Source organism: Cupriavidus sp., from assembly GCF_057315035.1.
Map to the genome: position 1 here is coordinate 102,712 of NZ_DBHKYV010000013.1, position 26,653 is coordinate 129,364.

Genomic DNA, 26,653 nt, shown 5'->3' on the forward strand with positions numbered 1-26,653 from the left:
TTCGATGTCAACTGCTACTGGGGTGACTAGTGATGGGCGAGATCTCTTCCAAACAACAATTGTTGAAGCTGGACGGTAAAAAACTCCTCCAGCAAATTGGCAAGCTGGGCGAAATCGGTGCTGACGAGGAAGTGGGTGGTCGAACCCGCATTGCACTCACAGACAGTGAGAAGGCAGGCCGGGACCTCGTCGTGCAATGGATGCGTGAACTGAAGCTGGACGTTCAAATCGACCGCATCGGCAATATCTTTGGCACCCTTCGGTCCGCCGACGACGATGGCCATCAATCGCCGTTGATGATGGGATCGCACATCGACACCGTCACCAATGCCGGCGCTCTGGACGGATGCTACGGGGTGCTGGCCGGACTTGCCGTTGCCCGCGCGTACAGAGATGCAAACGTCCTGCCTTCGCGTTCCATCACAATCGCTGCATTCACCAACGAGGAAGGCATTCGGTACCAGCCCGACATGATGGGCTCCCTCGTATATGCCGGCGGCCTTCCGCTACAACAGGCTCTCGAATCAGTCGGTACCGACGGTACGAAGTTGGGCGACGAGCTCGCACGCATTGGATATGCAGGGACCATGGAACCCGGGTCAATCGTGCCGCACGAATACCTGGAACTGCATATTGAGCAGGGGCCAATTCTGGAGGCGGAGAACACACTTATCGGTGTGGTGGAGAACCTCCAGGGCATCTCGTGGCAGCAGATTACGATCCAGGGTAATGCGAATCATGCTGGTACGACCCCTACGCATTTGCGCCATGATGCCGGCTGGGTAGCGTCCTCGATCGTCACCTTTGTTAGAGACCTGGCAGCAAACTCTGCCGGAACGACGCTTGCGACCGTCGGGTGCATGCGATTCGAGCCCAATGTCATTAACGTCATCCCCCGCCGGGCCACGTTGACGGTCGACTTACGCGACCCCGACGAGGACCGCTTGCGCGTCGCCGAGAAGGCTCTCGCGGATTTTCTTGACGGTATAGCGCAAAGGGAAGGCGTCAAGATCGCCACAGAACAGCTAGTGCGGTTCTCACCGGTCATCTTTGATGCGGGTCTGACCAACGAGATCGAGGCGTCGGCAAAGCGTTTTGAGTTTAGCCACCGGCGGATGACTTCGGGAGCTGGCCACGATGCGCAGATGATTGCGCGCATCGCTCCATCAGCAATGATCTTCGTGCCAAGCCGCGGCGGGATTAGCCACAACCCGCGCGAGCACACGGACGATGAGCAACTCATACAAGGGGCCGACGTTCTTCTTGACGTCGTATCCAAACGCCTGGACCGCACCGCTCGATAATCATTCGCTACGTCTAGCGTCCAAACGGCCCGCATAAGCGGGCCGTATTTCATTGGCCTGCAACGAGTTTGGCCAACCCATCCGCCTTCCCAAGCCACTTGAGCTCGCGACATTGATCGGTTTTTCACATCGGGAAAGCAGAAATTCGCGTTTCCATTCCGCGTGTTGCTTCCCTACCATGCATCTCAAACAGGACTGATCTGCGCTCGCCAAAAGTAACTCACACTAGCCCACGCACTGCACCATGACGACCACCATTTCCTCCCCCCGCTTCCTGCGCTTCGTCGACGGCTTCGACAAGCTCGTCGAGCGTGCCGCCGGCGCCGAACCCACTATCCTTGGAGAGGGCAAGGCACTGCTGCATGACCTCATCGCCAATGATGACTGGCTACCGGATTGCTGCGCGCAGCCGCATCAGCAGTACTACCAGCAGTACCTGCTGCATGCCGATCCCGAAGACCGCTATTCGGTAGTCAGCTTCGTTTGGGGGCCGGGACAGAAGACGCCCGTCCATAACCATACGGTATGGGCGTTGATCGGAATGATGCGGGGATCCGAACGCGGCGAGCGTTTCTCGGTTCCGGAGCCGGGCCAACCGATGCGCCTGCTTGGCGAGGACACCTTGGTGCCCGGCGACATCGATATGGTGTCACCGCGACTGGGCGACATCCACCGCGTGTCCAACGCATTCGACGATCGCGTCTCAATCAGCATCCACGTCTACGGCGGCAACATTGGGCGTATCTCCCGGCACGTGTTCGACATTGCCAATGGCGCGACAAAAACCTTCATCTCCGGCTACTCCAACGAGCCGACGAAGACCGCTGGCTGACCACCTTCGTTGGGAAGACAAGGTATCCAAGTCACGGCGATCGAAACCTCGCCCACACAACTTCTACGGCTTCCCTCAACAAGCAGCACATCAAGGAATCATCATGCTGAACAACTGGATCGAACAACTCAAGAACCTGCGCTCGGCCGCTAGCGCGCTTTCCAAGGCCAACCCGAAACTGGTCACCGCCTTCCAGGGGCTAAATGCCGCGCAGAATGGGGCCGGCGCACTCGACGCGAAGACACGCGAGCTGATCGCATTGGCCGTCGCCGTCACCACGCGATGCGACGGCTGCATTTCGTCCCATGCCAGCGCAGCACGTGCCGCCGGTGCAACCGAGGCGGAACTTAGCGATGCCCTGGGTACGGCGATTGCACTGAACGCCGGTGCAGCCTACGTCTATTCCGTGCGCGCCATGGAAGCGTTCGGCCAGTTCGAGAACACCTGACCCCGAGGCCGATGCCGAGGCCGATGCCGACATGGCCAGTCTTGCACGATAGTTGTGGCGACACGTAAAAGTGGCCGCGGTGTCAGCGCGTTACGCAGGCACCGCGGCCGGACAGACGGTCTGGGGCGAGGGCGTCACGGTGATTGCGGATCTGAGGCAATGTTGGATGAACGCACCGCAGGTCGGACCAGGACGTTTGGCGGAATGCGTGACAATAGTCAGCCGTCGCCGCGCTTCCGGTAAATCATGTTTCACTACCGCGAGGTCGCCGGCACCGACAGACCGCTCCACCGCATGGCGCGGCAGGCAGCCCACGGCAAGCCCGGTCATGACCAGCGCAGTAACCGCCTGAGGCGTTCCCAGTTCATAGTCTATCTGCATGCAGCCCAGGTTCTCGGTAAGCCATCGCTCCGCGGCCTCCCTCGTGCCAGACCCGACTTCCCGCATGGCCCAACTGGCGGCACGCAGGTCGGCATGGGACGCCTTGCGCTGCGCCAATGCGTGCGTCGGCGCGGCCACAATCACCATCTCATCGCTGAACCAGGGCCGTAACGACAGTCCGCTGCGCGTTTGCGGCCCCTCGATGAATCCGACGCTTGCTTCGAGTTCCGCTACTGCGTCCAACACACCAACGGTATTCGTGACCAGCATGCGCACTGGATTTCGCGGATGGGTCACGCGCCATCGGGCAATCAGGCCAGGCAGAATATATTCGCCAATAGTCATACTGGCCGCGATCACCAGCGGCGATCCGGCAACCTTGGCGTGGAGGATGTCCTCCAGGTCCGCAATCTGCTCTAGCAGAGATGCCGCGACGGGCAGCAGGTTGCGTCCGTATTCATTGAGTATCAGGCGACGTCCGACCCGATCAAAGAGGTTGCAACCCAACGCTTCCTCGAGATCCGCCAACGCGCTGCTTGCGGCCGACTGGGATCTGGCGACGACGTCGCCAGCGGCTCGCGTCGAACGTTCCTTGGCCACTGCAAGAAACACCTCGAGTTGCCTGAGTGTGATACGAAGCCGCTTAGGTGTAGTGCTCAACTTGCTCTCCTCCATCTTGACCGCCGTCCGCGGCTCGCCATGCCAATCGCGGTCAGGCGGACAAGAGCCGGGCTGCCAATCGGCATCCCGGCTCCGCTCGTCTGGTTTTTTTGGGAGTGGCGATGAATGGCCGTGCCGCTACCGCGGGACGTAGCCGTCGCGAGTCTGCGGCAGCTTCATCCCCAGGATGTTGCCGGCCACCTGCGTGCGCAGGATCTGCGCGGTACCGCCGGCGATGGTGAACATTCTGGCGTCGCGAACATGTCGTTCCATCGGGTTGTGGCGGCCATAGCCCGACGAGCCATACAGTTGCAGCGAGTCGTTGGTCACCTTGTTGGCGGTCTCGGCAGCGAAGATCTTTGCGCGAGCGGCCTTGGCGATGTCCGGGAATTCCGGCCCGCTGCAAGCTGCGGCGTGCAGCAGCAGTCGGGCGGCTTCGAGCTGGATCGACATGTCACTGATCATCCATTGGAGGCCCTGGAACTCCGCGATCGGGCGGCCAAACTGTTCCCGGGACTTTGCGTAATGCACCCCTTCCTCGAAGGCACCCTGGGCAATGCCGAGTGCAACAGTTCCTGCACCCACACGTTGTGCGTTGTAGGCACTCATCAGCGATGCAAAGCCACGCTTCAACCCGCCCGGCGGCACCACGAGCATGGACTTGTGGATCTTCAGATCATGGAATTCGAGATGCGTTTCGGGAATACCGCGCACGCCCATGGCGTACAGCCGACGTCCGATCACGAGGCCCTCGGGCGAATTGCCGTCGCGCATGCAGATGAACGCGCCGATTCCCTGGTCCACGCCATCGTCAAATACGCGCGCGAAGATCAGGTGAAGCCGGGATACGCCGCCGCCCGTGATCCAGTACTTCTCGCCGTTGAGGATGTAGTGGTCGCCCTTCTTGTCCGCGCGGGTCGTCATCTCGCTGGCTGCACTACCGGCGTTGGGCTCGGAGATACAAATGGCAGGCTTGTCGCCACTGAGCACGGCAGCCGCGGCAACCTTGCGTTGCTCGTCGGTGCCATATCGCATGATGGCCCCGATGGCTCCCATATTGGCCTCTACCGTGATACGGCCCATCGTTGCACACGCCTTCGCCATCTCCTCGATGACGATCACGGTGTCGTGATAGCCGCGTCCCTGCCCGCCAAACTCCTTGGGGACTGTCATTCCCATGAAGCCCTCGGACAGCAATCGATCAACGTTCGCCCACGGGTAGGCTTCGGTCACATCGGTGTTCGCAGCGGTCGGCGCGAAGACATTCTGTGCGAGATCGCGTGCTGCCAACTGCAGTTCTTTCTGTTCAGCGCTCAATTCAAACATACTCATCTCCTCTACTTCCTTAGCGGTTCAGCCAATCCTTGAGAATCGCGTCGCGATGCTCGTCCAGGCGTGGCGGCGGGTTGCGATAGCTCGCTGGCGTCGTCGAGAGCTTTAACGGATTCGCAAGAAGCCGAAGGTGTCCGTCCCTCGCCCACGAGCATGGCATCCTGATTTCAGCGCCGCGCGCCTTTACGTGCGGATCGTGGAAGACATCCTCGAGATTGTTGACGGGTCCGCATGGCACGCCAGCGGCTTCGAGCGCGGCGAGCCAATCGGCGCGACTCCGTTGCTCGAGCGCTTGCGCGACCAGTTCGCAGATATCGATGCGATTGACTATGCGTGCGGAATTGGTTTGGAAACGTGGATCCGAGGCCAGGTGCGCGACCCCCGCCACTTCGCAGAAACGTGCGAACTGCCCGTCGTTGCCGACGGCCAGGATCATCGGCGAATCGGCAGTGTCGAAGACTTGGTAAGGCACGATGTTCGGATGCCCATTGCCAAGCCGTTTAGGCAGCGCGCCATCGGCAAGGTAGTTTGTCGCCCCGTTGACGAGCCAGGCTATCTGGGAGTCAAGCAGCGACACATCGATGTGCTGACCCTCGCCCGATGCCGCGCGATGATGTAGCGCTGCAAGGATGCCGACTGTGGCGTACATGCCGGTCATCACGTCGGCTATTCCGACACCGACCTTCATCGGCTGGCCCTCGGGCTCGCCGGTCAGGCTCATGATGCCGCCCATACCCTGGATCAGGAAGTCATACCCCGGGCGCTCGGCATAAGGGCCAGTCTGACCGAAGCCAGTGATCGAACAGTAAATCAACCCAGGGTAGCGGTCCTTGAGTTGCTCGTAGGAAAGGCCGTGGCGCGCAAGCCCGCCAACCTTGTAGTTTTCGACAAGCACGTCGGCTTGCTCGATGAGTTGATGAATCAGTGCACGCCCTTCCTCGGTAGCCATATCGATGGCAATCGAGCGCTTGTTCCGATTGGCGCTCAGGTAATACGCGCTTTCGTTGGTGGGGTTGCCGTCGGTGTCGTGGATGTAGGGAGGACCCCATTTACGGGTGTCATCTCCTTCGTTTGGGCGCTCCACCTTGACGACATCAGCCCCGAGGTCACCAAGGAGCTGGGTAGCGCTTGGACCGGCGAGGATTCTGGAAAGGTCCAGCACCTTGACGCCTGCCAGCGCAGATTTTTCCAGATGCGCCATCATCTCTTGCTCCATTGCAGAGCAATGTGCTCAACCGAGAAGAAGGCCAGGGCCAAGGATTTCGAGAAGGCATTGATATGCTGCATGAAGACGTCTCCTGTTCTTGCATGCGGCCATTCTAAAAATCAACTCGAAGCAACCTCAATTGAATTGTTCTGCAAGCCGGCCGACGCCCTCAGCATTTCGGCAGTGGCGCACACTTTTCCCTCTGCTTCCGTTCATGATCAACTAAGAAAAGGCTCATGTCGCGTCGATCACCGGCGCCGCCTCACCGAGCCCGGATCAATGCCTGGCGACGCTGATGCGCTTGGCCTCCTGCCACAACGCCTTCGCTGCGGGCGAAAGCCGATTTTGGTCAAGGCAGGCGAGGCCGATACTTCGACGCGTCTGCGGTAGCAAGGGACGGTAGACGACGCCTGGATAGGCGTCAGGCACCGCAAGCCGGGCAAGGATGGAAACGCCCTCTCCTCGCGCTACATACTCCAGGATCGACATGATCTGCAGTAGCTCATGAACAATGGTCGGGGTGCAATTGTGTCTCGTGAACAAGCGGCGGATCAGGGTCTGGGATCCTGCTCGAGTCAGGAGGAACGGGTGCAGTGTGATCTCCGCGAGCTGGACTTCACGTTTCTGGGCCAGCGGGTGTCCTTGCGGGAGGACTGCCACCAGCTCATCGACCGCCAACGTCACCGTTTCGAAGTCGCTCTTGGGAAGCGTGACGGCCGCCAGTTCGATCCGTCGTTCGATGAGATCCCGGCTCGTCTCCTCGTCTGGGCGTTCCGTAACGGATACGCTCACGCCGGGATACTTCTTTCTGAATCGTTCGAGGAGCTTGGGAAGCGCGTGCAATGTCGCACTCGCCCCAAAGGATCCGACCTTAATCAATCCGGTCTTCAGTTCCGCACCGGCTTTTGCCGTGGCCGTGACCAATTGCATGGACGCAAAGACGTCACGGACGTGAGGAAGGACTTGCTCGCCTGCAAACGTCAGCGACACCCCCGTGGGATTGCGCTCGACCAGCTGAACGCCCAGCGCATCCTCCAGTGCGCGCAGGGCGTGGCTGGTGGCAGACGGCGTCATCCCGAGCTTTGCTCCCGCGCCGGCTATACCGTCCGACGAGACCAGCGCCAGCAGCAGTTCGAGCTGCCTGAGGGTCGGGACCTGCGTTCGCGCGGATTTTGGCATGCTTCGATGAGATCCGCATTTGAGCTGCGGCTCATGACTTATAAGAAAGAATTGAAAATAATCTCATGCTTGGTGAATGTCAACCGGGCCTCGCACCGCCCTACCTCCCAGACGTTTCGCTCAGACTGTGATTAGGGGTCCAGTCACGGGTTGAAGTCTTTTTCAATTGCGCATGCGAATCGTTGGTGATCAGAATTCGGCAGGTGTCTGGTTCGGGCGCCAGGCTTGGCTTCCATCCGAAGCGCCGTGCATGCCAGTCAATAACGGCCTCCGCACAAGCGGCGGTGGTGCCCCCATAGCCGAACACCCCCATGTCAATCATCCCGTGCAACGCTTGCGAGATCGCAGGCGCAATCCGGAAATCCATGTCCGCAACCCACATCGGCAGCGGATCAGCCTCAAATTGTTCCCGCGTCAGGCGCTGGGCGCCCTGGTCCCACTTCATCGAGTTGGTACCACGCCGGTCGATGATCTCGTCAAAATTGAACCTCATTCCGATACCACCTTCTTCATTGCATTTTTCCACGGTTGAAGACCGAACAAAGGGGATTTGTTGCCAAGCCTCGAAGTCAAATGCCATGGGCAGGTTAGCTCCCCTTGGCTCGTTGCGAACCAGGGCTTCAACGCAATTAGGGAGCGCTCTACAGGACCGATCTTGCAGCGAGAAACGAAGCAGTTCGTGTAGCCAGGAAGTGGACGCCTTGGAGTAAATCCGTTGGCGTCAACTAGTTCAGCGCAGCGGCCTGAATGCTGCCCTCAGTTCCTGGGCGAAGATCACCGGTTGCTCCCATGCAGCGAAGTGGCCGCCCTTCTCAACTTGGTGGTAGTAGATGAGGTTGGAGTACGCCTTCTCTGTCCAGCTCCGCGGCGCCTGATACTGCTCGCCGGGGAACACGCTCACGGCCACCGGGATCTTGACCCCTTTGGCGTTAAAGAAGCCTCCCTTATATTCCCAGTAGAGACGAGATGCAGAGACTCCGGTGTTGGTCAGCCAGTACAACGTGATGTTGTCAAGAATCTCGTCACGTGTCAGTTCGCCTGTGGCGCTCTTAATCCGGTCCAGGGCCGAGGCGACTGCCGCAGCGGGCTGGCCATCCGCATCATTGTGGTCGAGAAGCCAGGCGGCGAGGCCGACGGGTGAGTCGGCAATGCCATAGAGCGTCTGCGGACGCGATCCCATTATCCTGGCGTAGTCCACTACCTTGAACGTATGCGCAAGTTGCTCATAGGCGCGATTTTCCTCCACTGACAGACCGGCAGGCGCGGGAGCGCCGATCTGGAGCGCCTTGTCGACGTCGGCTGGAACCGTCGCGGGCATGTTGGTGTGGATGCCGAGCAGTCCCGGAGGAGCCTGCAAGCCCATCTGATCAACGACAAACGCGCCCCAGTCGCCGCCCTGAGCAACGTATTGCTTATATCCGAGACGGTGCATCAGCTCCGCCCAGGCGCGCGCCATGTGTTCGGGACCCCAGCCAGTGTTCGTCGGCTTGCCGGAGAAACCGTAGCCCGGCATTGACGGGATAACGACGTCGAACGCCTCTTCGGCCTTCCCGCCATGCGCGACCGGATCCGTCAGCAAGCCGATTAGCTTGATCTGTTCGAGTACGGAGCCTGGCCAGCCATGGTTGATGATCAATGGAAGCGCATTGGGCTCTTTCGAGCGAACATGAATGAAGTGGATGTCCACCCCGTCGATGGTCGTGACAAACTGTGGAAACGCGTTCAGCTTCGCTTCCGCCTTGCGCCAGTCATAATCCGTCGCCCAGTAGTGCGCGAGTTTCTGCATGGTCGCGAGTGGCACGCCTTGCGAAGAATCTGCTACGGTTTCCCTTTCCGGCCATTGCGTTGTCGCGATCCGCCGACGAAGCTCGTCAATGGTCTTCTGCGGAACATGGACCTTTGGGAAAGGACGGATCGACTCGTTTGTCGCTGTTACGCGCTGCTCCGCGACGGATTGACCTGCAGCCGGGATGGCGTGCGCATAACCGAAGGCAGTGGCCAGAACAAGACCGAGTACAGCCGCAGTCAATGCAGGAAGGCGGCGCCGAATTGGCGCTGAAGATGCGTTGAACATGGTGAACTTCCGAATACGAGCGCGAGTCTGCCACGCGCTCTGTTAGCGTTAATGTATAGATGCAACTGTGGTTGGCGTCATAGTCATGAGCTCCACCTGCCCCCGGTGAGGGGCGCCGTCGCTTACGACGGCAGTTCCTGGCCAGATTGCTCTCGCACGATGTACTCGGCGTACCAGTCCGGCCAGCCTTCGTCGTGCTTGCCGCCGTTGCGCTTCTCGTGCTCCCCATGCGCGGCGGCCGCACGTCGCAACGCGGCCGCGAGTTCCGTTGGTGAAGCGAACGTCGCCGTGTCCGCATTCACGCGCCCCGGCAATCGCGCGGTGACCTCCTGCAACAGCCAAGTGTTACCGTCAGGGTCGTTGAACGTGGCATATGAGGAGTAGGTCTGCCGCTGCGGATGCGTGCCACTCTGGGGGGGCTCCCCAACGCCACGGTGGAACACTTCGCTAACGTCGACACCGAGACCGACGAGCTCGGTGCGCGCGGCCTCAATGTCAGACACAGCGAGATACTGTCCCTGCGCAGTGCCCGGGAGCGCCGATGTGATTCCCGAGCCAAAGTGGATCGAACACGATGAACCTGGGGGCGTGAACTGCAGGACGCGAAACGCGTCACCCTTGGCGAAATCGGCGTCGAGCTTCCAGCCCAGGTTGGCATAGAAATGCTTGGCGCGATCCACATCCGAAACCGGAATGACGACAACTTCGAGCTTCATGTCGTTAGTGGCAATAGTCTTCACAATAAAACTCCTGGAGGGGATGGGATTGGCTGGATGCAACCAGCGTCCGCTTTGTTACGGCCGTCGCTACGAGACCCACCGGGCCGCGCGCACTACACGTTGCGATAGCGTCCCGCCGCATGCTCCTGCTCGAAATTTGGCAACATGGCCTGCCGTGCGGCCTGGTATGCGTCCCACTGAGCGTCGTCGGGCAATGGCGGAATCGTGATCGGTTCGCGGCGATCGAAGCCAACCAGCGCGGCGTCGACGAGCTCGTCAACTTCCATCACTCCAGGCATTGCGTTGACGTCCTTGCCCGCACGCGCCCAGATTTCGGTACGCGTCGCCGCGGGCAGCACCGCTTGCACGTAGACCCCCTTTGGTCCGAGTTCGAGTTGCAACCCCTGTGAAAGAAACAACACGAACGCCTTCGTAGCTCCATAGACCGTCAGACCGAATTCCGGCGCGAGCCCGACCACAGAGGCGATATTCACGATCGCGCCCTTACCCGCTTGTACAAAGCGCGGTGCGACCGCTGCAGCGAGTCGTACGAGTGCGGTCGTGTTCAGATTGACGATCGCGGCGACGGTGTCTGGCGCCTGTTCGACGAAGGTGCCAGGCGCACTCATGCCGGCGTTGTTCACAAGTACGCCGATGCTCGTGTCATCGCGCAGGCGTGCCTCCACCTGACCGAGTTCAGCGGCGTTGGTGAGGTCAGCCTTGACGACGTCGACGCCGATACCATTCTCAGCTTGCAATGTCGCGGCAAGATGCTCCATGCGGCTGCGATCACGCGCAACGAGGACAAGATCATGGCCGCGCTTCGCGAAGCGATCGGCGTACATGGCGCCGATGCCGGTAGAAGCGCCGGTGATGAGTACAGCAGGTTTCGTGGTCATCTCGTTTGTTGCTCCTTCAGATACGCCCAAGTCACCAATCATGACAGTCATCATGATTAGATTTATCATGATAGATGACATGTATAATGTCAAGGAATAGAGTGTGGAGGGGAAATGAAAGTCAGCCGAGAGCAAGTTGCCGAGAACCGGCAGACGATTTTGGACGCCGCGAGCCGCCTCTTCCGCGCGCAGGGTTTTGACGCAGTGACGGTCGCTGATGTGATGAAGGCCGCTGGGCTCACGCACGGTGGCTTCTATGGCTACTTCAAGTCAAAGGACGACCTGATTGCACAAACGCTCACATATTTGACTGCGCAAGGCGCGCGCGCGGACGCCGACCTCGTGCGCTATACGGAGAGCTATCTGTCGCCTGCCCATCGCGACGATGTAGCGGGCGGCTGCCCGATAGCGGCACTTGGCGCGGAAACCGTACGGCAGACGCCAGAAGCACGCGCTGCGATGGCAGAGGGGCTACGAAAGCGAATTGAGAGCTTCGCAGCGAGCGCACCTCAACCCAACGAAGCCATAGTGCGGCGCACTGCGATTGGCAGCTATGCGGCAATGGTCGGCGCCGTAATCCTCGCGCGGCTGGCGCAGGATCCGACGCTTTCCAACGAGGTGCTTGAGCAGACGCACGCATGGATCCTCGAGTGCACAAAGGGATCAGCAGGATGAGTAGTTTGCTCAGCTGAGATCGGCCATTTTCGGTGACCTGCCTGCGTAGTTCTGAGTGGCCAAAATGGATTGCGAAGCAGACGTCAGGTAGTCACCTGGATCGGCTCCGGGGCGGTTCCCTATCTGACCTTCGGGTCATCCACCTGTACCGGAACGCGCCTGCCATTGCCCTCCCATTACCCTACTGGGAGATCCGGCCCCGAGCAGATTGGAGAGGTGCGCATCGCGATGACCCGCAAACCCGCATGGATGTTGGCCCGCCCTAGAGGATTCGAACCTCTGGCCGCTCGCTTAGAAGGCGAGTGCTCTATCCAACTGAGCTAAGGGCGGCGCATCTTGAGTCCTTGCCATTGCGGCAAGGCGTGCATTCTACCGCAGCGCGCCGTATCCCGGACAAAAGCGGAATGCGCGAAGGCGTGCCTGTCAGGAAGACTCGCGCTCGCGTACGCGCGGGCGCCGTGGCATGCCGACGCCTTCGCCTGCATCGTGGGACGACACGCAGTTGCGGCCCATCTGCTTGGCATCATAGAGTGCGCGATCGGCGCGGCGCATCACGGCATCGGCATTCTCGCCCGGCTGGCGCTCGGCCATGCCGATACTGACCGTATAGGCAATCGCATCGGGTTCCGACGGACACGGCGTGGCGCGCACCAGGGCACTCAGGCGCAGGCTGATGGCGCGGCCGGTTTCCAGCGTCATGTCGGGCATCACGATCGCAAATTCCTCGCCGCCCAGCCTGCCGATCACGGCACGTGCTGGCGCCGCCTTGCGCAGCAGCCCGGCAAAATGACGCAGCACGCTGTCACCGGCCAGATGGCCGTAAAGATCGTTGATTGCCTTGAAATGATCGAGGTCGATAAAGGCAACGGAAATTGGCTCGCGTTGGCGCTCGGCCAGCTTGCAGGCATCTTCCAGTTCTTCCCAGAAAGCCCCGCGAGACAGTACGCCGGTCAGGTCGTCGTGGCGCGCACGTCGTTCAATGATCCGGCGCAAGCGGTCATGCGCCATCAGCGCAAAGCTGACCGACAACCCCACGACACCAAACACGAACCAGACGCTGATGCCGCCTTGCTCTTCGAACGCCTGCGGTGGATGGCCATCGACCAGCGAGGAAAGCAGGAACCACGACTGCGCACCGGCCATCACGGTGCAGGCGAGCGCCACGAGAATCAGGCACAGCGCGGCCAGGCGGCCGGTGCCACGCTTTGCGGGCAGACGCGGCACGGTAATGCGGATCAGTTCGAGTAACAGCAGCACCTGAATGGCCGAAGCCGCCAGCGTGAGACCCGCCACGGCGGGGGCCGACACCGGAAACGGTTGCAGGCCCGCCACAACGCCGGCCATTTCGCTGCTGGCATGCAGCACCAGCGCAGTCATGCCGGGCAGGTTCAGCACTGCCAGCACGATGCCGCGCCCTGGTTTGCCTGCGAAATGGCGCGTGCCGTAGACCATCATCGATAGCCCTGCGGTCAGCGCCAGCTCAGGCAGCGCGGTCAGCGGCCATGCGGGGCGGTAGGCGTGTGCGGCCAATAGCACCACCGCCAGCGCCACGATCAGGTCGCCGAGTGCCCACGAAGTGAGCCCGCTGCGCTCCATACCGGCGGAGCGCCGCAACACGGCACAGACGATTGCCATCTGCAGCGCAAACAAGCCTGCGATCAGCACTACCACCTGCGACTGAAACATCTTCATTCCCGTTCACAAAGGCATCGCCAGTGCTCCGCACGCACTGGCCCACCTTCTGATTGCGGCCTGCGACAGCCGTCCTTGTTTTGTTTTCCGCAGGTCCGGTTGCCCGGCTCCCGGTGCTATGACGCACCGGCGAGGCATGGCTCAGGCAGTGTCCGGCGGCCCGCGTCGCTAGCGGGGGCCGGCATACCATAGTTGTGATAGTCGGGACCTGGTCCAAGTGGGCACTGCAATGCCTGGCGCGAAGCGCCGGGTCGGACCGTTGCGGTGTGCGGATTATGTCAGCGCAACGTACCAAGTCAAGCCAAATGCGCTCCCACCTGAAGCAGGGTGTTGGCCTGCGCCCGCGACGCCACTTTCGCCACACAACAATTATCTTCACGCCGCATTTGACTGCGCGGATCGCTTCACGCTAGAATCGCCGTCTTCGGAGCGTAGCGCAGCCTGGTAGCGCATCTGATTTGGGATCAGAGGGTCGTAGGTTCGAATCCTATCGCTCCGACCATATTTGCAAGTAGTTCTAGGTAGTTGATCAAGGGCTCACGTCGACAGACGTGAGCCCTTTTTCTTTTCAGGCATTCTTCCGGCGGACCAGTACGGCCCGCCTGACTCCCTTCAGGCGATCACCTGGCCGCGAGGCGCAAGGTCGTCGTGGCGTACCGCCGCAGGGGCCGGCATTTCGAGGTCCTCGATATGAGCCTCGAGCACGCGCATCTGCTTGCGCATGTCCGCCGCCCTGAACAGATCCCAAACCGCGCAGATGGCGCCCAGTCCGTACAACTCGACTGGCGCTCCCAGAACAACACATGCCACCAGGGCAAAGATTGCGCACATGATCCTGCTTCCCCGTTTCTTGTAATCGATGCGCCCCATATGGCTCGGGGCGGAGCGAATTCTGCATGAAACACGTTACGGAAACCATGTGACGCCCCTCATCCTTGCGGTGGATTGTGCAAGGCGCGGCTAAACCTGCGCCAGTCCCGCCTCTTCCCCTGCACATGCGGCACCGCACAACGCCAGCCTGCGCCAGCACATGTCGTTTCCCCTGCTGCGCCGAATCCAATGCTGCGCCTGCGAACAAGGGATGAACGTGCTACAATCGCGCGTCAGTTCGGGGTATCTGAGCATGCCCTGTAACCGGGTACGCGCCGCCAGGCGCACTGGAAAATGCGATCCGCTTGCCCCATATGAGGAAGCTGGATCTGCTGACGTCCCCGGAAACACCTTGCCCGCCTGTCCCCGTGATGCACACGGACGCGCCTGTTGCATGCGCGACCGCAAGCGGCAAGGCAATCGTCTGGGTCATCCGCGCCCCTCCACGATTTACCTGACCCGTTTGGCCGGGTTGTCCGGCTGAACCCGTCGGTTTGCCTGCCGGAATGGTCTCGCGCGGCTGCCGCCATGGCGGCGGAGCCAATGCCTGCATAGCTGGCACTGGCATCCACAGGATCGTCTCTAACTCATGCAGCCGTCAGGGCTGCCACAAAGGAAAACAGATTGGCTAAGGAAGAACTCATTGAATTTGGCGGCGTGGTGTCGGAAGCCCTGCCCGACAACCGTTATCGCGTGACGCTGGAAAACGGCGTGGAAATCTGGGCATACGCCTCGGGCAAGATGCAGAAGCACCGCATCCGTATCCTGGCAGGCGATCGCGTCACCCTGGAAATGTCGCCTTACGACCTGACCAAGGGCCGCATCAATTTCCGCCACAAATCCTGAGTTTGCGCCGCGCAGGCGATGTCCCGCTGTCATGCGGATGACATCGCCGCTGTCGACACTGACGGGCTATCCGTGGGCCTTGCCCACCGGATAGCCCGTTTTGTTTTTTTGGCGCCGACTTGCACCTTGCGGCCGGCGTCACGCGTCACCATACTCAAGGCTCGACCAAGCCCCTGCCCCGACATGAACCTGATTCTGTGGCGCCACGCCGAAGCCGAGGACCTGCCCGCCGCGTTAAGCATCTCGCGCAGCGCGGATCTGCAACGGCCGCTAACGCGCCGCGGCCGCAAGCAGGCGGAAGCATCGGCAGCCTGGTTGCGCGCCCATCTGCCCGCAGACTATCGCGTGGTCTGCAGTCCCGCATTGCGCACGCGCGAAACCGCGTCAACCCTTTCGGGCAAGGTCGAGATCCTCGATGCCCTGGCACCGGGAGCCGATGTTGGCGCGGTCCTCGCCGCGATCGACTGGCCGCAAGGGCATGAGCACACCGTGATCGTGGGTCACCAGCCCTGGATCGGCCAACTGGTCAGCCTGCTGATGGCGGGCCAGGAAATGCCATGGAGCGTCAAGAAGAGCGGCATCTGGTGGCTGGCGGGACGCACCCGCGAAAGCGAAGCACAGGTTGTGCTGCGCGCGGTGATCCAGCCCGACCTCCTCTGAACCAACCCAGGCAATCCAGGCAGTCCAGTCCCTCCTGAAGCCATCGCTGACAGCGCGCGCGCAACGCCGCGCTGTCACAGTTTCGCCATAGATTTGTCGTTTATCGCCGATCGGCCATGTCCGATCGCGCAGGCCCAGCCTACCTTTCAAGCCTGCGCCCACGACAATGATGTTGCTGTCACGTAACGGTCACCATCAGTTCACGGCGCTGTCACTCGGCCTCTCTACATTGTTTCGAAGCCGTTTCGTCACCGAAAGGACACACTGATGCGAGACCTTCCGACGCCTACCCAGCCGCTGTTCGACTCCTTGCCCACTGGCCTGACTGGCCAGTCGGCGCGGAGGCGTCTTCCTCGTCAGCCAACACAACGTCAAACCGAAACACAAGCTCCGGCGCCTGCTTTCAGCGTGGCGTGGGCACGTCACCAAGACGAAGTAGCCGAGGCACAGCGCCTGCGCTACAAGGTGTTTGCCGAGGAAATGGGCGCACGCCTGCAATCGTCGGTCGCCGAGACCGACATCGACATGTTCGACGCCTACTGCGATCACCTGATCGTACGCGACCAGGAGACGCTGAAGGTGGTTGGCACCTACCGCGTACTGCCGCCGCACCAGGCCAAGCGCATCGGCTGCCTCTACGCCGAATCCGAATTCGATCTGGTCCGCCTGGCGCATCTGCGCCCGAAGATGCTGGAACTGGGTCGGTCCTGCGTGCACCGCGACTATCGCTCCGGTAGCGTGATCATGGCGCTGTGGGGCGGGCTTGGCGAATACCTGCAGCGCTACAACCTTGAATCGATGCTGGGCTGCGCCAGCGTGCCGATGAGCGATGGCGGCCACTACGCCGCGAGCCTGTATCGCCAGTTCGCCGAGAAGTCGCTGGCACCGATCGAATATCACGCTTTCCCGCGCGTGCCGCTGCCAGTCGATGATCTGAACCAGACGCTGGACGTGGAACCGCCCGCGCTGATCAAGGGCTACCTGCGACTGGGCGCGAAGATCTGCGGCCTGCCCGCCTGGGACCCCGATTTCAATGTCGCCGACTTCCTGACGCTGCTGCGCGTACGCGACATGAATCCACGCTATGCACGGCACTTTCTGGGATTGAACCGGTAAGTACCGCCGGCAAGCAAAAACGGCGACATCTGCATGTCGCCGTTTTTTTGCTTTTCTCCCGCCTCTATTTGAACCGCTGGCCCTCTCCCCCGGCCCCTCTCCCGCCATGCGGGCGAGGGGAGAAAACCAAACTGTCAGACGTACACGACCTTGTAGCGCTTGCCGACGCGTTCCCACTCGTCGGCTTCCTGCGCGAGGCTGTACTCGACCAGCGGATTGGCGTCGATCCATGATTTCGGCAGGCGCACCTCGAACCCTTCATCGAGTTCATCGGAGCGCTGCCTGACCACGATTTCAGGCAGCTTCATGTCGCCGCGGCGGCGGCACAGAACAAAGGCCAGCCGCAGGCTGAACAGCATGCGCCAGTCCACGAACTTGCCGCTACCCGACAGCTTGCCCAATTTGCCCGCATGCCCCAGCAGCAGCGTGGCCAGGCGCGCCTGATCGGTCTTGGAGAAACCCGGCATGTCGGCGTGCGTGGAAATATAGGCCGAATGCTTGTGATACCCGCTATGTGAGACCGACATGCCGATCTCGTGGAGGTTGGCAGCCCAGCCCAGCAAGGCGAGGTTGTCATCGCGGCGCTCGTTGCGCGGCTCCGGGAACTGCGCCAGCAACTGGCGCGCGGCCTGCCCGACCCGCGTGGCTTGCGCACGGTCCACGCTGTAGCGGCGCATGAACTGGTCCACGGTCACCGTGCGCATGTCCTCGTGGTGACTGCGGCCAAGCAGGTCGTATAGCACGCCAAGGCGCAGCGCACCGTCGGTCACGTCCATGCGGTCGATATCGAGTTCGGCGAACACGCCGAGCATGATCGACAGGCCGCCAGGCAGCACCGGGATGCGGTCGGCCTTGAGGCCCGTCAGCTTGACGCGATTGGTATTCTCAGCCTTGACCAGCGCACGCTTCAGGCGTTCGAGGCCTTCGCGCGTGATGCCATGCTCGGCCGGATTGTCATTCATGCCGTTCAGCTCGATCAGCTCGGCCAGTGCACGCGCCGTGCCCGACGAACCGACGGCCTGCTGCCATCCCGCCGCCTTGTACTGGCGCACCAGTACCTGAATCTCACGGCGCGCCGCCAGTTCGGCCTGCTTCATCGCATATTCGTCGACGTTGCCGCTCGGGAAGAACTGTCGGCTATGCGAGACGCAGCCAATGTACAGACTTTCCATCAGCTTGGACTGATAGCCGCTGCCAATGATGAACTCGGTGGAACCGCCCCCGATGTCCACCACGAGCCGGTTGCCCTGGCAGGCTGGCGCATCGTGCGACGCACCCAGGTAGATCAGCCGCGCCTCTTCACGTCCGGCGATCACTTCTATCGGGAAACCCAGCGCGGCCTCTGCCTCGATCAGGAAGTCAGACGCGTTCTTGGCCACGCGCAACGTATTGGTGGCCACCGCACGCACCTGTTCGGGCGCAAAGTCGCGCAGGCGGTCGCCAAACCGGCGTAGCGCATCAACGCCGCGCCGACGCGCGGGCTGGTCCAGGTACTTGTCCGGGGTCAGGCCGGCGGCCAGCCGCACGGGCTCGCGCAGCGCGTCGACCTGGAATATCTGGCTGGCAGGGCCGGAGGCCGTGGGCGTTTCATCCACCCGCCCGATCATCAGGCGGAAGCTGTTGGAGCCCATGTCGACGGCGGCCAGCAAGCGGGGATTTTGTGTCATTGCGTTAGTGTTACGCGGGATAGGCCAAAGTGGCCCAAACCCGTAAGATTATGTCTCTGTCATGTCCGCATCATGACAAAATCAAAGTGTCATCAAACTGACACGATTCTATGAAAAAGTCGCCACATCGCCAAAATAAGGTTTTAGACATGTCGACGACGCCGCCTGGCACGCTATTGAACCGCGAGCTGGGCATTCTGGAATTCAATGCGCGCGTGCTCGCGCAAGCTGCCGACCCCAATGTTCCGTTGTTGGAAAGGCTGAAATTCATCTGTATCGTTTCCAGCAACCTGGACGAGTTCTTCGAGATCCGCATGGCCGGACTGAAGGAACAGATGCGGGACAACGCGTCGGGCCTGACGCCCGACGGTCTCTCGTTCCAGCAGACCTACCAGCTTGTCACCGAGCGCACGCAGCGCCTGGTGGCCTCGCAGTATGACATGCTGCAGAACGTGATTTTCCCCGCGCTCGAAAAAGAAGGTGTGTTCTTTCACCTGACCAACACCTGGACCGATGCCCAGCGCGAATGGGCACGCGACTTTTTTGTACGCGAACTGGGGCCGGTTCTGACGCCGATCGCGCTCGACCCCGCGCACCCGTTCCCGCGCGTGCTCAACAAGAGCCTGAACTTCGTGGTCGAACTGTCCGGCAAGGACGCGTTCGGCCGCAATGCCGACCTGGCGATCGTCCAGGCGCCGCGCGCATTGCCGCGCGTGGTACGCATGCCCGAGAAGCTGTCGGGCTACCCGTACGGCTTCGTGATGCTGTCGTCGTTCATGCAGGCATTCGTGCATGAGCTGTTCCCGGCCATCGAAGTACTGGGTTGCTATCAGTTCCGGGTCACGCGCAACTCGGACCTGTTCGTGTCCGAGGACGATATCACCGATCTGCGCGAAGCGTTGCAAGGCGAACTGCCGACGCGGCACTTCGGTGACACGGTTCGCCTGGAAGTCTCGTCGGACACGCCGCCAGCGCTCACGCGCCGTCTGTTGCTGGAATCGGGCCTCGGCGAACAGGACCTGTACCGCGTCAGTGGCCCGGTCAATCCGGTCCGGCTGATGCAGATCCCCGACCTGGTGGATCGCCCCTCGCTCAAATATCCGCCGCACGTTCCCGCCCCGGTCAAGGCGTTTCCGCCGGGCGCCAACATGTTCGATGCGATCCGGCAGCGCGATGTACTGCTGCACCATCCGTACGAGAGCTTTGCGTCGGTGCTCGACCTGTTGCAGGCGGCCGCCAGCGATCCGAACGTGGTGGCCATCAAGCAGACGGTCTATCGGACCGGCAACGAATCGGCGGTCATGGAAGCGCTGATGACCGCTGCACGCAATGGCAAGGAAGTCACCGTCGTGGTGGAGCTGCTGGCGCGCTTCGACGAGGAAACCAATATCAACTGGGCGGAGCGGCTCGAATCGGCGGGCGCCCATGTGGTCTATGGCGTGGTGGGACACAAATGCCACGCCAAGATGCTGCTGATCGTGCGGCGCGAGCTGGCCGGCGCCAAGGCCAAGAACGTGCAACTGCGTCGCTACGTGCATCTTGGCACCGGCAACTATCACCCGCGCACCGCACGCCTGTACACGGACTTTGGCCTGCTTACCGCCAACGAAGAGGTGTGCGAAGACGTGCATCACGTGTTCCAGCTGCTGACTGGCACCGCCGGCACGATCCGGCTGAACCATTTGTGGCAGTCGCCGTTCACGATGCACAGCAACCTGATCGAGCATATCCGCGCCGAGGCGCGCAATGCCCGCGCCGGCAAACGCGCGCGCATCATCGCCAAGATGAACGCGCTGCTGGAACCGACCATCATCGACGAGCTCTACAAGGCGTCGCGAGCCGGCGTGAAAATCGACCTGATCGTGCGGGGCGTTTGCGCGTTGCGCGCGGGCGTGCCGGGGCTGTCGGAGAACATCTCGGTCCGGTCGATTGTCGGGCGGTTCCTGGAGCATCACCGCGTCTACTACTTCCGGGCCGATGGCGAAGACGTGCTGTACCTGTCGAGCGCCGACTGGATGGACCGCAACCTGTTCCGCCGCGTGGAGGTTGCGTTTCCAATCCTCGATCGCACGCTGAAAGCACGCGTGATCAAGGAAGGCCTGCAGGTGCATCTGCATGACAACGCATCGGCATGGATCATGGAGCCGGACGGCGAGTACGTACGCAGGCCGTCGCGCGCAAAGGCGCAGCGGGTCAGCCAGCAGGAACTGTTGCTGAAATTCGGGACTTGAGTTTTACCTTGCTCCCCTCTCCCGCGCGCGGGAGAGGGGTTGGGGGAGAGGGTGTGAGGTTCAATTCGCGACTTGTCTCAGCTTGAGCCGCTGGCCCTCTCCCCCGGCCCCTCTCCCGCCGTGCGGGAGAGGGGAGAAAACTTCGGCTTACGCGGCGTGGCGCGGGGCGTCGCCCAGTTGCGGCAGCGGTTGCGCGGCATCGGGTTCGTAGCCACTGCGATCGAGCGGGAAGATGATGCGGAAGGTGCTGCCGCGCCCTACTTCGCTGGTAACACGCAGGTCGGCATGGTGGCGCGACAGCACGTGCTTGACGATGGCCAGGCCCAGGCCGGTGCCGCCGGTATCGCGCGAGCGGCTGCGGTCCACGCGGTAGAAACGCTCGGTCAGGCGCGGGATATGTTCGGGCGCAATGCCCAGACCGGTATCGCTGACCGAAAACACGGAATGCCCATCGGTGAATGTCATGCGAATGGCAATGCGGCCACCGTCGGGCGTATAGCGTACGGCGTTCGACACCAGGTTGCCGAGCGCCGACAGCAATTCGCCCTCGGCGCCGCGCAAGACCACCGCCGTATCGATCTCGGCCTGAATGTCATGGCGCCCCTGGGATAGCGCTTCGGCGTCGTGCACCAGATGCGCGGCCAATGCGGCCACATTGACACGGTCCAGCGCCGGCGGCTGCGCGTCGGATTCGAGCTTGGCCAGCGCCAGCAGGTCTTCAACGATATGCTGCATACGCATCGACTGCACCAGCATCATGTCGATATAGCGCTTGCGGTCGTCCTCGGACACCGGCAGATCACGCACGGTTTCCAGGAAGCCGGTCAGCACCGTCAGCGGTGTCTTCAGTTCATGCGAGACATTGGCCACGAAGTCGCGCCGCATGGCCTCGGTATTCTCGACCTTGGTAATGTCCTGCGTCAGCACCAGCTTGCGGCTTTCACCGTAGGGCAGGATCTGCACCGAGGTGGTACTGCGCTTGTGCTCGCCCATGTCGCGCATGATCAGGGGCTCGTCGTAGCGTTCGCGGGTCAGGTAGTGGACAAACTCGGGCCGACGGATCAGGTGCGTGATGCGTTGGCGTACGTCGCGTCGCGCGTTCAAACCGAAATGTTGCTCGGCTACGCCGTTGCACCATTCGATCTGGTCGGCATCGTCAAGCATCAGCACGCCATATGGCGACGCCTGGATGGCCTGGATAAACCGCGTATGCTGCTGTTCAACCTGCAGCACCTGGGTACGCCAGCGCTTGACCAGCCGGTGCAGGCGGTAATAGACCTCGCCCCACAAGCCGAGCGCGCTCGGGATCTCGCCGTAGGCCGGCGCATCGAGCACCCGCCAGAGACGATTGATCTGGAACAGGTAGTAAGCCAGCAGCAGAAACAGCGAGACGCAAAGGAACAGAAGGCCGGGTACGGCGCCGGCCACGGCGTACAGACCCGCGGCAATGACCACCAGGCTGACGAGGATGGCCGCGGATCGGGCCCAGATGACATTCATGCGAGGGGTAGAAGTTCAGACGGCAGTCGCATTGCGACGAAGTGTGCCACAAATCGGCCGGCGCGGCCCTCGCTGCACCGCCGCCGGCCGAAGAAATCAATGGCTGGGTGAGCGAGCCAGCCGGTAGCCGCTGCCGCGCACTGTTTCGATCATGTTGCTGTACCCGCCCGGGGTCAGTGCGGCACGCAGACGCTTGATATGCACGTCGACAGTACGCTCTTCCACGAAGACGTGGTCACCCCACACCTGATCCAGCAATTGTGACCGGCTATGCACTCGCTCCGGATGCGTCATCAGGAAATGCAGCAGCCGGAATTCCGTCGGCCCAAGGTCCAGCTTGAGCGGACCAGTGTCATCCTGCCCCGTCACGCGATGGGTGGCCGGATCCAGCCGCAGCCCGTTGATGGCAACCACGTCATCGGTCAGCTGCGGTGCGCGGCGGCGCAGCACTGCCTTGATGCGGGCCAGCAGTTCCTTGGGCGAGAACGGCTTGGTCACATAATCGTCCGCGCCGGCTTCCAGGCCCATGACCTTGTCCTGCTCTTCGCTGCGCGCGGTGAGCATGATGATCGGGATCTGCTTGGTGCGATCGTTAGTACGAAGCTCCTTGGCGAAGGTCGCCCCCGACTTGCCCGGGAGCATCCAGTCCAGCAGCACAAGGTCAGGCAACACATCGCTCATCAGCGACAGCGCCTGCTCGGCGTTGTACGCGCGAATCGGATAGTGCCCCGCGTGCTGGAGATTAACGGCGATCAGTTCGGCGATCGCCGGTTCGTCTTCGACAACGAGAATACTGCTTGGCATGTAATAGTTCTCCGCTTATCAGTGCTGGCGCGTTATCAGCTCAGGGCTTCGCGCTCCATGTCTTCCCGTGAGGCGTGACGGACATCCGTACCCTTCACGATGTAAATGATGAATTCTGCAATATTCTTGGCGTGATCGCCGATACGCTCGATCGCCTTGGCAATGAACAGGAAGTCCAGCGCCACCGAGATCGTGCGCGGGTCTTCCATCATGTACGTGATCAGCTTGCGCACGAACGCACGGAATTCATCGTCGATGGCCTTGTCGTCCTTGACGATGCGGGCGGCAGCCACGGTGTCCAGCCGCGCAAATGCGTCCAGCGCCTGGCGCAGCAGCGTGATGGCCATCTCGCCCGAGAGCTTGACCTCGGAATAGTTGATATTGTGGGCCGCGGCGTCTTCCAGGATATGCTTGGTCCGCTTGGCCACCTTCTCGGCCTCGTCGCCAGCGCGCTCGAGGTTCGTGATGGTCTTCGAGATGGCCATCACCAGGCGCAGGTCGCGCGCGGTAGGCTGGCGGCGGGCAATGATATTGCCGCAATCAGCGTCGATTTCCACCTCCAGCGCGTTGAGCTGGTGCTCGCGGGAGATCACCTGGTCCGCCAGGTCGGCATCGAAATCGGCCAGCGCGCGCATGGCCAGTTCGATCTGGGATTCCACCAGTCCGCCCATCTGCAGCAGCTTGGTGTTGATCGCGTTGAGGTCGGCGTCGAACTGGGTCGACAGGTGCTTGTCAGTCATGGTGTTCTCCTGGCCGCTTTCCGTATGCTAGGCGTGGATGGTCGAGTCCTGCAATGCAGCCGCTTGTCAACCGAAGCGGCCAGTGATGTAGTCTTCGGTTTCCTTGCGATGCGGCTTGATGAAGATCTTCTCGGTCTCGCCGAATTCGATCAGTTCACCCAGGTACATATACGCCGTGTAGTCCGAGCAGCGCGCAGCCTGCTGCATGTTGTGCGTCACGATCACGACCGTGTACTCGTCCTTGAGCTCGGCAATCAGCTCTTCGATGCGGCCCGTGGAAATCGGGTCCAGTGCCGAGCACGGTTCATCCAGCAACAGTACCTCCGGACGGATGGCGATGCCGCGCGCGATACACAGCCGTTGTTGCTGGCCGCCAGACAGGCCATAGCCGGACTGGTGCAGCTTGTCCTTGGCTTCGTTCCACAGCGCGGCCTTCGACAGGGCCCACTCCACGCGGTCGTCCATTTCCGAGCGCGACAGCTTTTCGAACAGGCGCACGCCGAACGCAATGTTGTCATAGATCGACATCGGGAACGGCGTCGGCTTCTGGAACACCATGCCAACCTTGGCGCGCAGCAGCGAGATGTCCTGCTTGCTGGCCAGCAGGTTCTCGCCGTCCATGTTGATCTCGCCCTCGGCACGTTGCTCGGGGTACAGCGCGAACATCTTGTTGAACGTGCGCAGCAGCGTGGACTTGCCGCAGCCGGACGGGCCGATGAACGCCGTGACCTTGCGGTCCGGGATCGACATGTTGATGTTCTTGAGCGCGTGGAACTGGTTGTAGTAGAAGTTCAGGTTCCGGACGTCGATCTTGGCGCGCACGGTATCGGGAATATCGATGACGGTAGAGGTCATGCTGATGTCTCGCTTGAATTCGTTGGTTCGGCTCAGGCTGTTATCGCGTGGCGCCGGTTATTTCTTGAACAGCATGCGCGCGATGATATTCAGCGCAAGCACACCGACAGTAATCAGGAACACGCCGGCCCAGGCCAGTTGCTGCCATTCCGTGAACGGGCTCATGGCGAAGCGGAAGATCGTCACCGGCAGATTGGCCATCGGCTTGTTCAGGTCCGCGCTCCAGAACTGGTTGGACAGCGCAGTGAACAGCAGCGGCGCGGTTTCGCCGGCAATCCGGGCCACGGCCAGCAGCACGCCGGTCACGATGCCCGCATACGACGACTTGACCGTGATCGACATCACCATCTTCCACTTCGGCGTGCCCAGCGCCACCGCGGCTTCACGCAGTGCGTTCGGCACCAGGTTCAGCATGTTCTCGGTGGTACGGACCACGATCGGGATCTGCAGCAGCGCCAGTGCGCAAACACCGGCCCAGCCCGAGAAATGGCCCATGCGAACCACCACCAGCGCGTAGACGAACAGGCCGATCACGATCGACGGTGCCGACAGCAGGATGTCGTTGATAAAGCGGATCAGGCTGGCCAGCGGCGATTTCTGGCCATACTCGGCCAGGTAGATGCCAGCCAGGATGCCCAGCGGCGTACCGACCAGCGTGGCCACGCCCACCAGTACGAAGCTGCCGAAGATGGCGTTGGCCAGGCCGCCGCCGGCGGTGTTCGGCGCCGGCGTCATCTGGGTGAACAGGTCCAGCGACAGGCCGCCCACGCCAAGCGACACGGTGGTCCAGAGAATCCACGCCAGCCAGAACAGGCCGAAGACCATGGCGCCCAGCGACGCGGTCAGCGCGAACATGTTCATGCGGCGACGCGAGCCCTGCAGGCGCTCGCGCACGGCGTCCGCATCGGGACGCACGGCGGGAATGGACGAAGTAGACACGGCTTGGGCTTGGTTCATTTGCCACCCTCATTCTTGGCGAGTCGCAGCAGCAGGATCTTGGACAGGGCCAGCACCACGAACGTGATGAAGAACAGGATCAGGCCCAGTTCCATCAGCGCGGCGGTATGCAGGCCGGCGCCGGCTTCGGCGAATTCATTCGCCAGCGCCGAGGTAATGCTGTTGCCCGGCGAGAACAGCGACACGTTGTCGAGCAGGTTGGTGTTGCCGATCACGAACGTGACGGCCATGGTTTCACCCAGCGCGCGGCCCAGGCCCAGCATCACGCCGCCGATTACACCAGCGCGCGTATAGGGCAGCACCACACGCCACATCACTTCCCACGTGGTGCAACCAATGCCATACGCCGATTCCTTGAGCAGCACCGGCGTGACTTCAAACACGTCACGCATCACCGAAGCGATGTACGGGATGATCATGATCGCCAGGATCACACCCGCACACAGCAGGCCGATGCCCAGCGGGGCACCCTGGAACAGCTTGCCGATCACGGGCACCTGGCCCACGGTATTGGCAAGCGGCTTCTGGAAATATTCACCGAAGATCGGTGCGAACACGAGCAGGCCCCACATACCGTAGACAATCGACGGCACTGCGGCGAGCAGCTCGATGGCGGTACCCAGCGGTCGACGCAGCCAAACGGGCGACAGCTCGGTAAGAAACAGTGCGATGCCGAAGCTGACCGGCACGGCGATGATAAGGGCGATCAGCGAGGTCACCAGCGTGCCGTAGATCGGCACGAGCGCGCCGTACACGTCGGCGGGTGGATCCCATTCAGAGGCCCACAGGAACGAGATGCCGAACTGCTTGATCGAAGGCCAGGCGCTGATGGCCAGGGAAACGATGATGCCGCCGAGCAGCAACAGGGTCACGATGGCAGCGCCGCGGGTCAGGCCGCCGAACAGGATGTCGCCAAGACGGCTGGGAGGCCGGACGGCTGGAAGATCGGACGAAGTCGCCATGATGGGAAATCCGTAGGTAGATCGGGTAGCGCGGCGGCGTGCG

25 protein-coding genes and 2 tRNA genes are annotated in these 26,653 nt (G+C 61.6%); 9 read left to right on the forward strand and 18 right to left on the reverse strand.

The window, feature by feature from the left end; all coding sequences use genetic code 11:
• Positions 1-32 precede the first annotated feature (32 nt).
• The 3 genes from ACO550_RS17715 to ACO550_RS17725 all read left to right on the forward strand — a co-directional run bounded on the left by ACO550_RS17715 (position 33) and on the right by ACO550_RS17725 (position 2,584).
• Positions 33-1,304: an allantoate amidohydrolase gene (locus ACO550_RS17715; protein ID WP_315593284.1), complete on the forward strand. Its 1,272-nt coding sequence runs from the start codon at positions 33-35 to the stop codon at positions 1,302-1,304.
• Between the two features lie 244 nt (positions 1,305-1,548).
• Positions 1,549-2,136 carry a cysteine dioxygenase gene (locus tag ACO550_RS17720; protein WP_315593285.1) on the forward strand — a complete coding sequence of 196 codons (588 nt, stop codon included), beginning with the start codon at positions 1,549-1,551 and terminating at the stop codon, positions 2,134-2,136.
• Between the two features lie 103 nt (positions 2,137-2,239).
• Positions 2,240-2,584, forward strand: coding sequence for a carboxymuconolactone decarboxylase family protein (locus ACO550_RS17725; RefSeq protein ID WP_315593286.1), 345 nt, complete (start codon positions 2,240-2,242; stop codon positions 2,582-2,584).
• A gap of 90 nt (positions 2,585-2,674) precedes the next feature.
• On the opposite strand, the gene ACO550_RS17730 is transcribed toward ACO550_RS17725, so the two are convergent.
• The 8 genes from ACO550_RS17730 to ACO550_RS17765 form a co-directional block, all read right to left on the reverse strand.
• Complete coding sequence (locus ACO550_RS17730) at positions 2,675-3,640, reverse strand: LysR substrate-binding domain-containing protein (RefSeq protein ID WP_315593287.1); 966 nt, start codon at positions 3,638-3,640, stop codon at positions 2,675-2,677.
• A gap of 123 nt (positions 3,641-3,763) precedes the next feature.
• A complete protein-coding gene (acdA, locus tag ACO550_RS17735; RefSeq protein WP_315593288.1) occupies positions 3,764-4,951 on the reverse strand; it encodes a 3-sulfinopropanoyl-CoA desulfinase in 1,188 nt (395 codons plus the stop codon).
• Positions 4,952-4,970: 19 nt separating this feature from the next.
• A complete protein-coding gene (locus ACO550_RS17740) occupies positions 4,971-6,161 on the reverse strand; it encodes a CaiB/BaiF CoA transferase family protein (protein ID WP_485994917.1) in 1,191 nt (396 codons plus the stop codon).
• Positions 6,162-6,440: 279 nt separating this feature from the next.
• Positions 6,441-7,343: a LysR substrate-binding domain-containing protein gene (locus ACO550_RS17745; RefSeq protein ID WP_315593289.1), complete on the reverse strand. Its 903-nt coding sequence runs from the start codon at positions 7,341-7,343 to the stop codon at positions 6,441-6,443.
• Positions 7,344-7,443: 100 nt separating this feature from the next.
• Complete coding sequence (locus tag ACO550_RS17750; protein WP_315593290.1) at positions 7,444-7,923, reverse strand: hypothetical protein; 480 nt, start codon at positions 7,921-7,923, stop codon at positions 7,444-7,446.
• Between the two features lie 150 nt (positions 7,924-8,073).
• Positions 8,074-9,417 carry an alpha/beta fold hydrolase gene (locus ACO550_RS17755; RefSeq protein WP_315593291.1) on the reverse strand — a complete coding sequence of 448 codons (1,344 nt, stop codon included), beginning with the start codon at positions 9,415-9,417 and terminating at the stop codon, positions 8,074-8,076.
• Positions 9,418-9,539: 122 nt separating this feature from the next.
• Complete coding sequence (locus ACO550_RS17760; protein WP_315593292.1) at positions 9,540-10,157, reverse strand: VOC family protein; 618 nt, start codon at positions 10,155-10,157, stop codon at positions 9,540-9,542.
• Between the two features lie 92 nt (positions 10,158-10,249).
• Positions 10,250-11,035: an SDR family NAD(P)-dependent oxidoreductase gene (locus ACO550_RS17765; protein WP_315593339.1), complete on the reverse strand. Its 786-nt coding sequence runs from the start codon at positions 11,033-11,035 to the stop codon at positions 10,250-10,252.
• A 114-nt stretch (positions 11,036-11,149) separates the two neighbouring features.
• On the opposite strand from ACO550_RS17765, the gene ACO550_RS17770 reads away from it, so the two are divergent.
• On the forward strand, positions 11,150-11,710 hold the full coding sequence (locus ACO550_RS17770; protein WP_315593293.1) for a TetR family transcriptional regulator: 561 nt from the start codon (positions 11,150-11,152) through the stop codon (positions 11,708-11,710).
• Positions 11,711-11,963: 253 nt separating this feature from the next.
• Here ACO550_RS17770 and ACO550_RS17775 read toward each other — a convergent pair.
• A tRNA-Arg gene (locus ACO550_RS17775) sits at positions 11,964-12,040 on the reverse strand.
• A 93-nt stretch (positions 12,041-12,133) separates the two neighbouring features.
• Complete coding sequence (locus ACO550_RS17780; protein WP_315593294.1) at positions 12,134-13,396, reverse strand: GGDEF domain-containing protein; 1,263 nt, start codon at positions 13,394-13,396, stop codon at positions 12,134-12,136.
• Positions 13,397-13,827: 431 nt separating this feature from the next.
• Between ACO550_RS17780 and ACO550_RS17785 the strand changes: the two genes are divergently transcribed.
• Positions 13,828-13,904: transfer RNA gene (locus ACO550_RS17785), tRNA-Pro, on the forward strand.
• Between the two features lie 110 nt (positions 13,905-14,014).
• Here ACO550_RS17785 and ACO550_RS17790 read toward each other — a convergent pair.
• Entirely contained in the window at positions 14,015-14,233 is a 219-nt protein-coding gene (locus ACO550_RS17790) for a hypothetical protein (RefSeq protein ID WP_315593295.1), read from the reverse strand.
• Positions 14,234-14,896: 663 nt separating this feature from the next.
• On the opposite strand from ACO550_RS17790, the gene infA reads away from it, so the two are divergent.
• The 3 genes from infA (at position 14,897) to ACO550_RS17805 (ending at position 16,894) form a co-directional block, all read left to right on the forward strand.
• Positions 14,897-15,118, forward strand: coding sequence for a translation initiation factor IF-1 (gene infA, locus ACO550_RS17795; protein WP_008641674.1), 222 nt, complete (start codon positions 14,897-14,899; stop codon positions 15,116-15,118).
• Between the two features lie 183 nt (positions 15,119-15,301).
• Entirely contained in the window at positions 15,302-15,778 is a 477-nt protein-coding gene (locus ACO550_RS17800; RefSeq protein WP_315593296.1) for a histidine phosphatase family protein, read from the forward strand.
• 267 nt (positions 15,779-16,045) lie between these two features.
• Positions 16,046-16,894, forward strand: a complete 849-nt coding sequence (locus tag ACO550_RS17805; RefSeq protein WP_315593297.1) for a GNAT family N-acetyltransferase — start codon at positions 16,046-16,048, stop codon at positions 16,892-16,894.
• A gap of 134 nt (positions 16,895-17,028) precedes the next feature.
• Here ACO550_RS17805 and ppx read toward each other — a convergent pair whose 3' ends face one another.
• Positions 17,029-18,561: an exopolyphosphatase gene (gene ppx / locus ACO550_RS17810; protein WP_315593298.1), complete on the reverse strand. Its 1,533-nt coding sequence runs from the start codon at positions 18,559-18,561 to the stop codon at positions 17,029-17,031.
• Positions 18,562-18,671: 110 nt separating this feature from the next.
• On the opposite strand from ppx, the gene ppk1 reads away from it, so the two are divergent.
• Positions 18,672-20,792, forward strand: a complete 2,121-nt coding sequence (gene ppk1, locus ACO550_RS17815) for a polyphosphate kinase 1 (RefSeq protein WP_315593299.1) — start codon at positions 18,672-18,674, stop codon at positions 20,790-20,792.
• Positions 20,793-20,939: 147 nt separating this feature from the next.
• Here ppk1 and phoR read toward each other — a convergent pair whose 3' ends face one another.
• The 6 genes from phoR to pstC form a co-directional block, all read right to left on the reverse strand.
• Positions 20,940-22,292 carry a phosphate regulon sensor histidine kinase PhoR gene (gene phoR / locus ACO550_RS17820; RefSeq protein WP_315593300.1) on the reverse strand — a complete coding sequence of 451 codons (1,353 nt, stop codon included), beginning with the start codon at positions 22,290-22,292 and terminating at the stop codon, positions 20,940-20,942.
• Positions 22,293-22,388: 96 nt separating this feature from the next.
• Complete coding sequence (phoB, locus tag ACO550_RS17825) at positions 22,389-23,096, reverse strand: phosphate regulon transcriptional regulator PhoB (RefSeq protein WP_315593301.1); 708 nt, start codon at positions 23,094-23,096, stop codon at positions 22,389-22,391.
• A 35-nt stretch (positions 23,097-23,131) separates the two neighbouring features.
• Entirely contained in the window at positions 23,132-23,836 is a 705-nt protein-coding gene (gene phoU / locus ACO550_RS17830) for a phosphate signaling complex protein PhoU (protein ID WP_315593302.1), read from the reverse strand.
• A 66-nt stretch (positions 23,837-23,902) separates the two neighbouring features.
• Entirely contained in the window at positions 23,903-24,691 is a 789-nt protein-coding gene (pstB, locus tag ACO550_RS17835; RefSeq protein WP_101683007.1) for a phosphate ABC transporter ATP-binding protein PstB, read from the reverse strand.
• A 57-nt stretch (positions 24,692-24,748) separates the two neighbouring features.
• Positions 24,749-25,648, reverse strand: a complete 900-nt coding sequence (gene pstA / locus ACO550_RS17840) for a phosphate ABC transporter permease PstA (protein WP_315593303.1) — start codon at positions 25,646-25,648, stop codon at positions 24,749-24,751.
• Positions 25,645-26,610, reverse strand: coding sequence for a phosphate ABC transporter permease PstC (pstC, locus tag ACO550_RS17845; protein WP_315593304.1), 966 nt, complete (start codon positions 26,608-26,610; stop codon positions 25,645-25,647). The genes pstA and pstC overlap by 4 nt, the downstream gene beginning before the upstream one ends.
• Between the last annotated feature and the right edge of the window lie 43 nt (positions 26,611-26,653).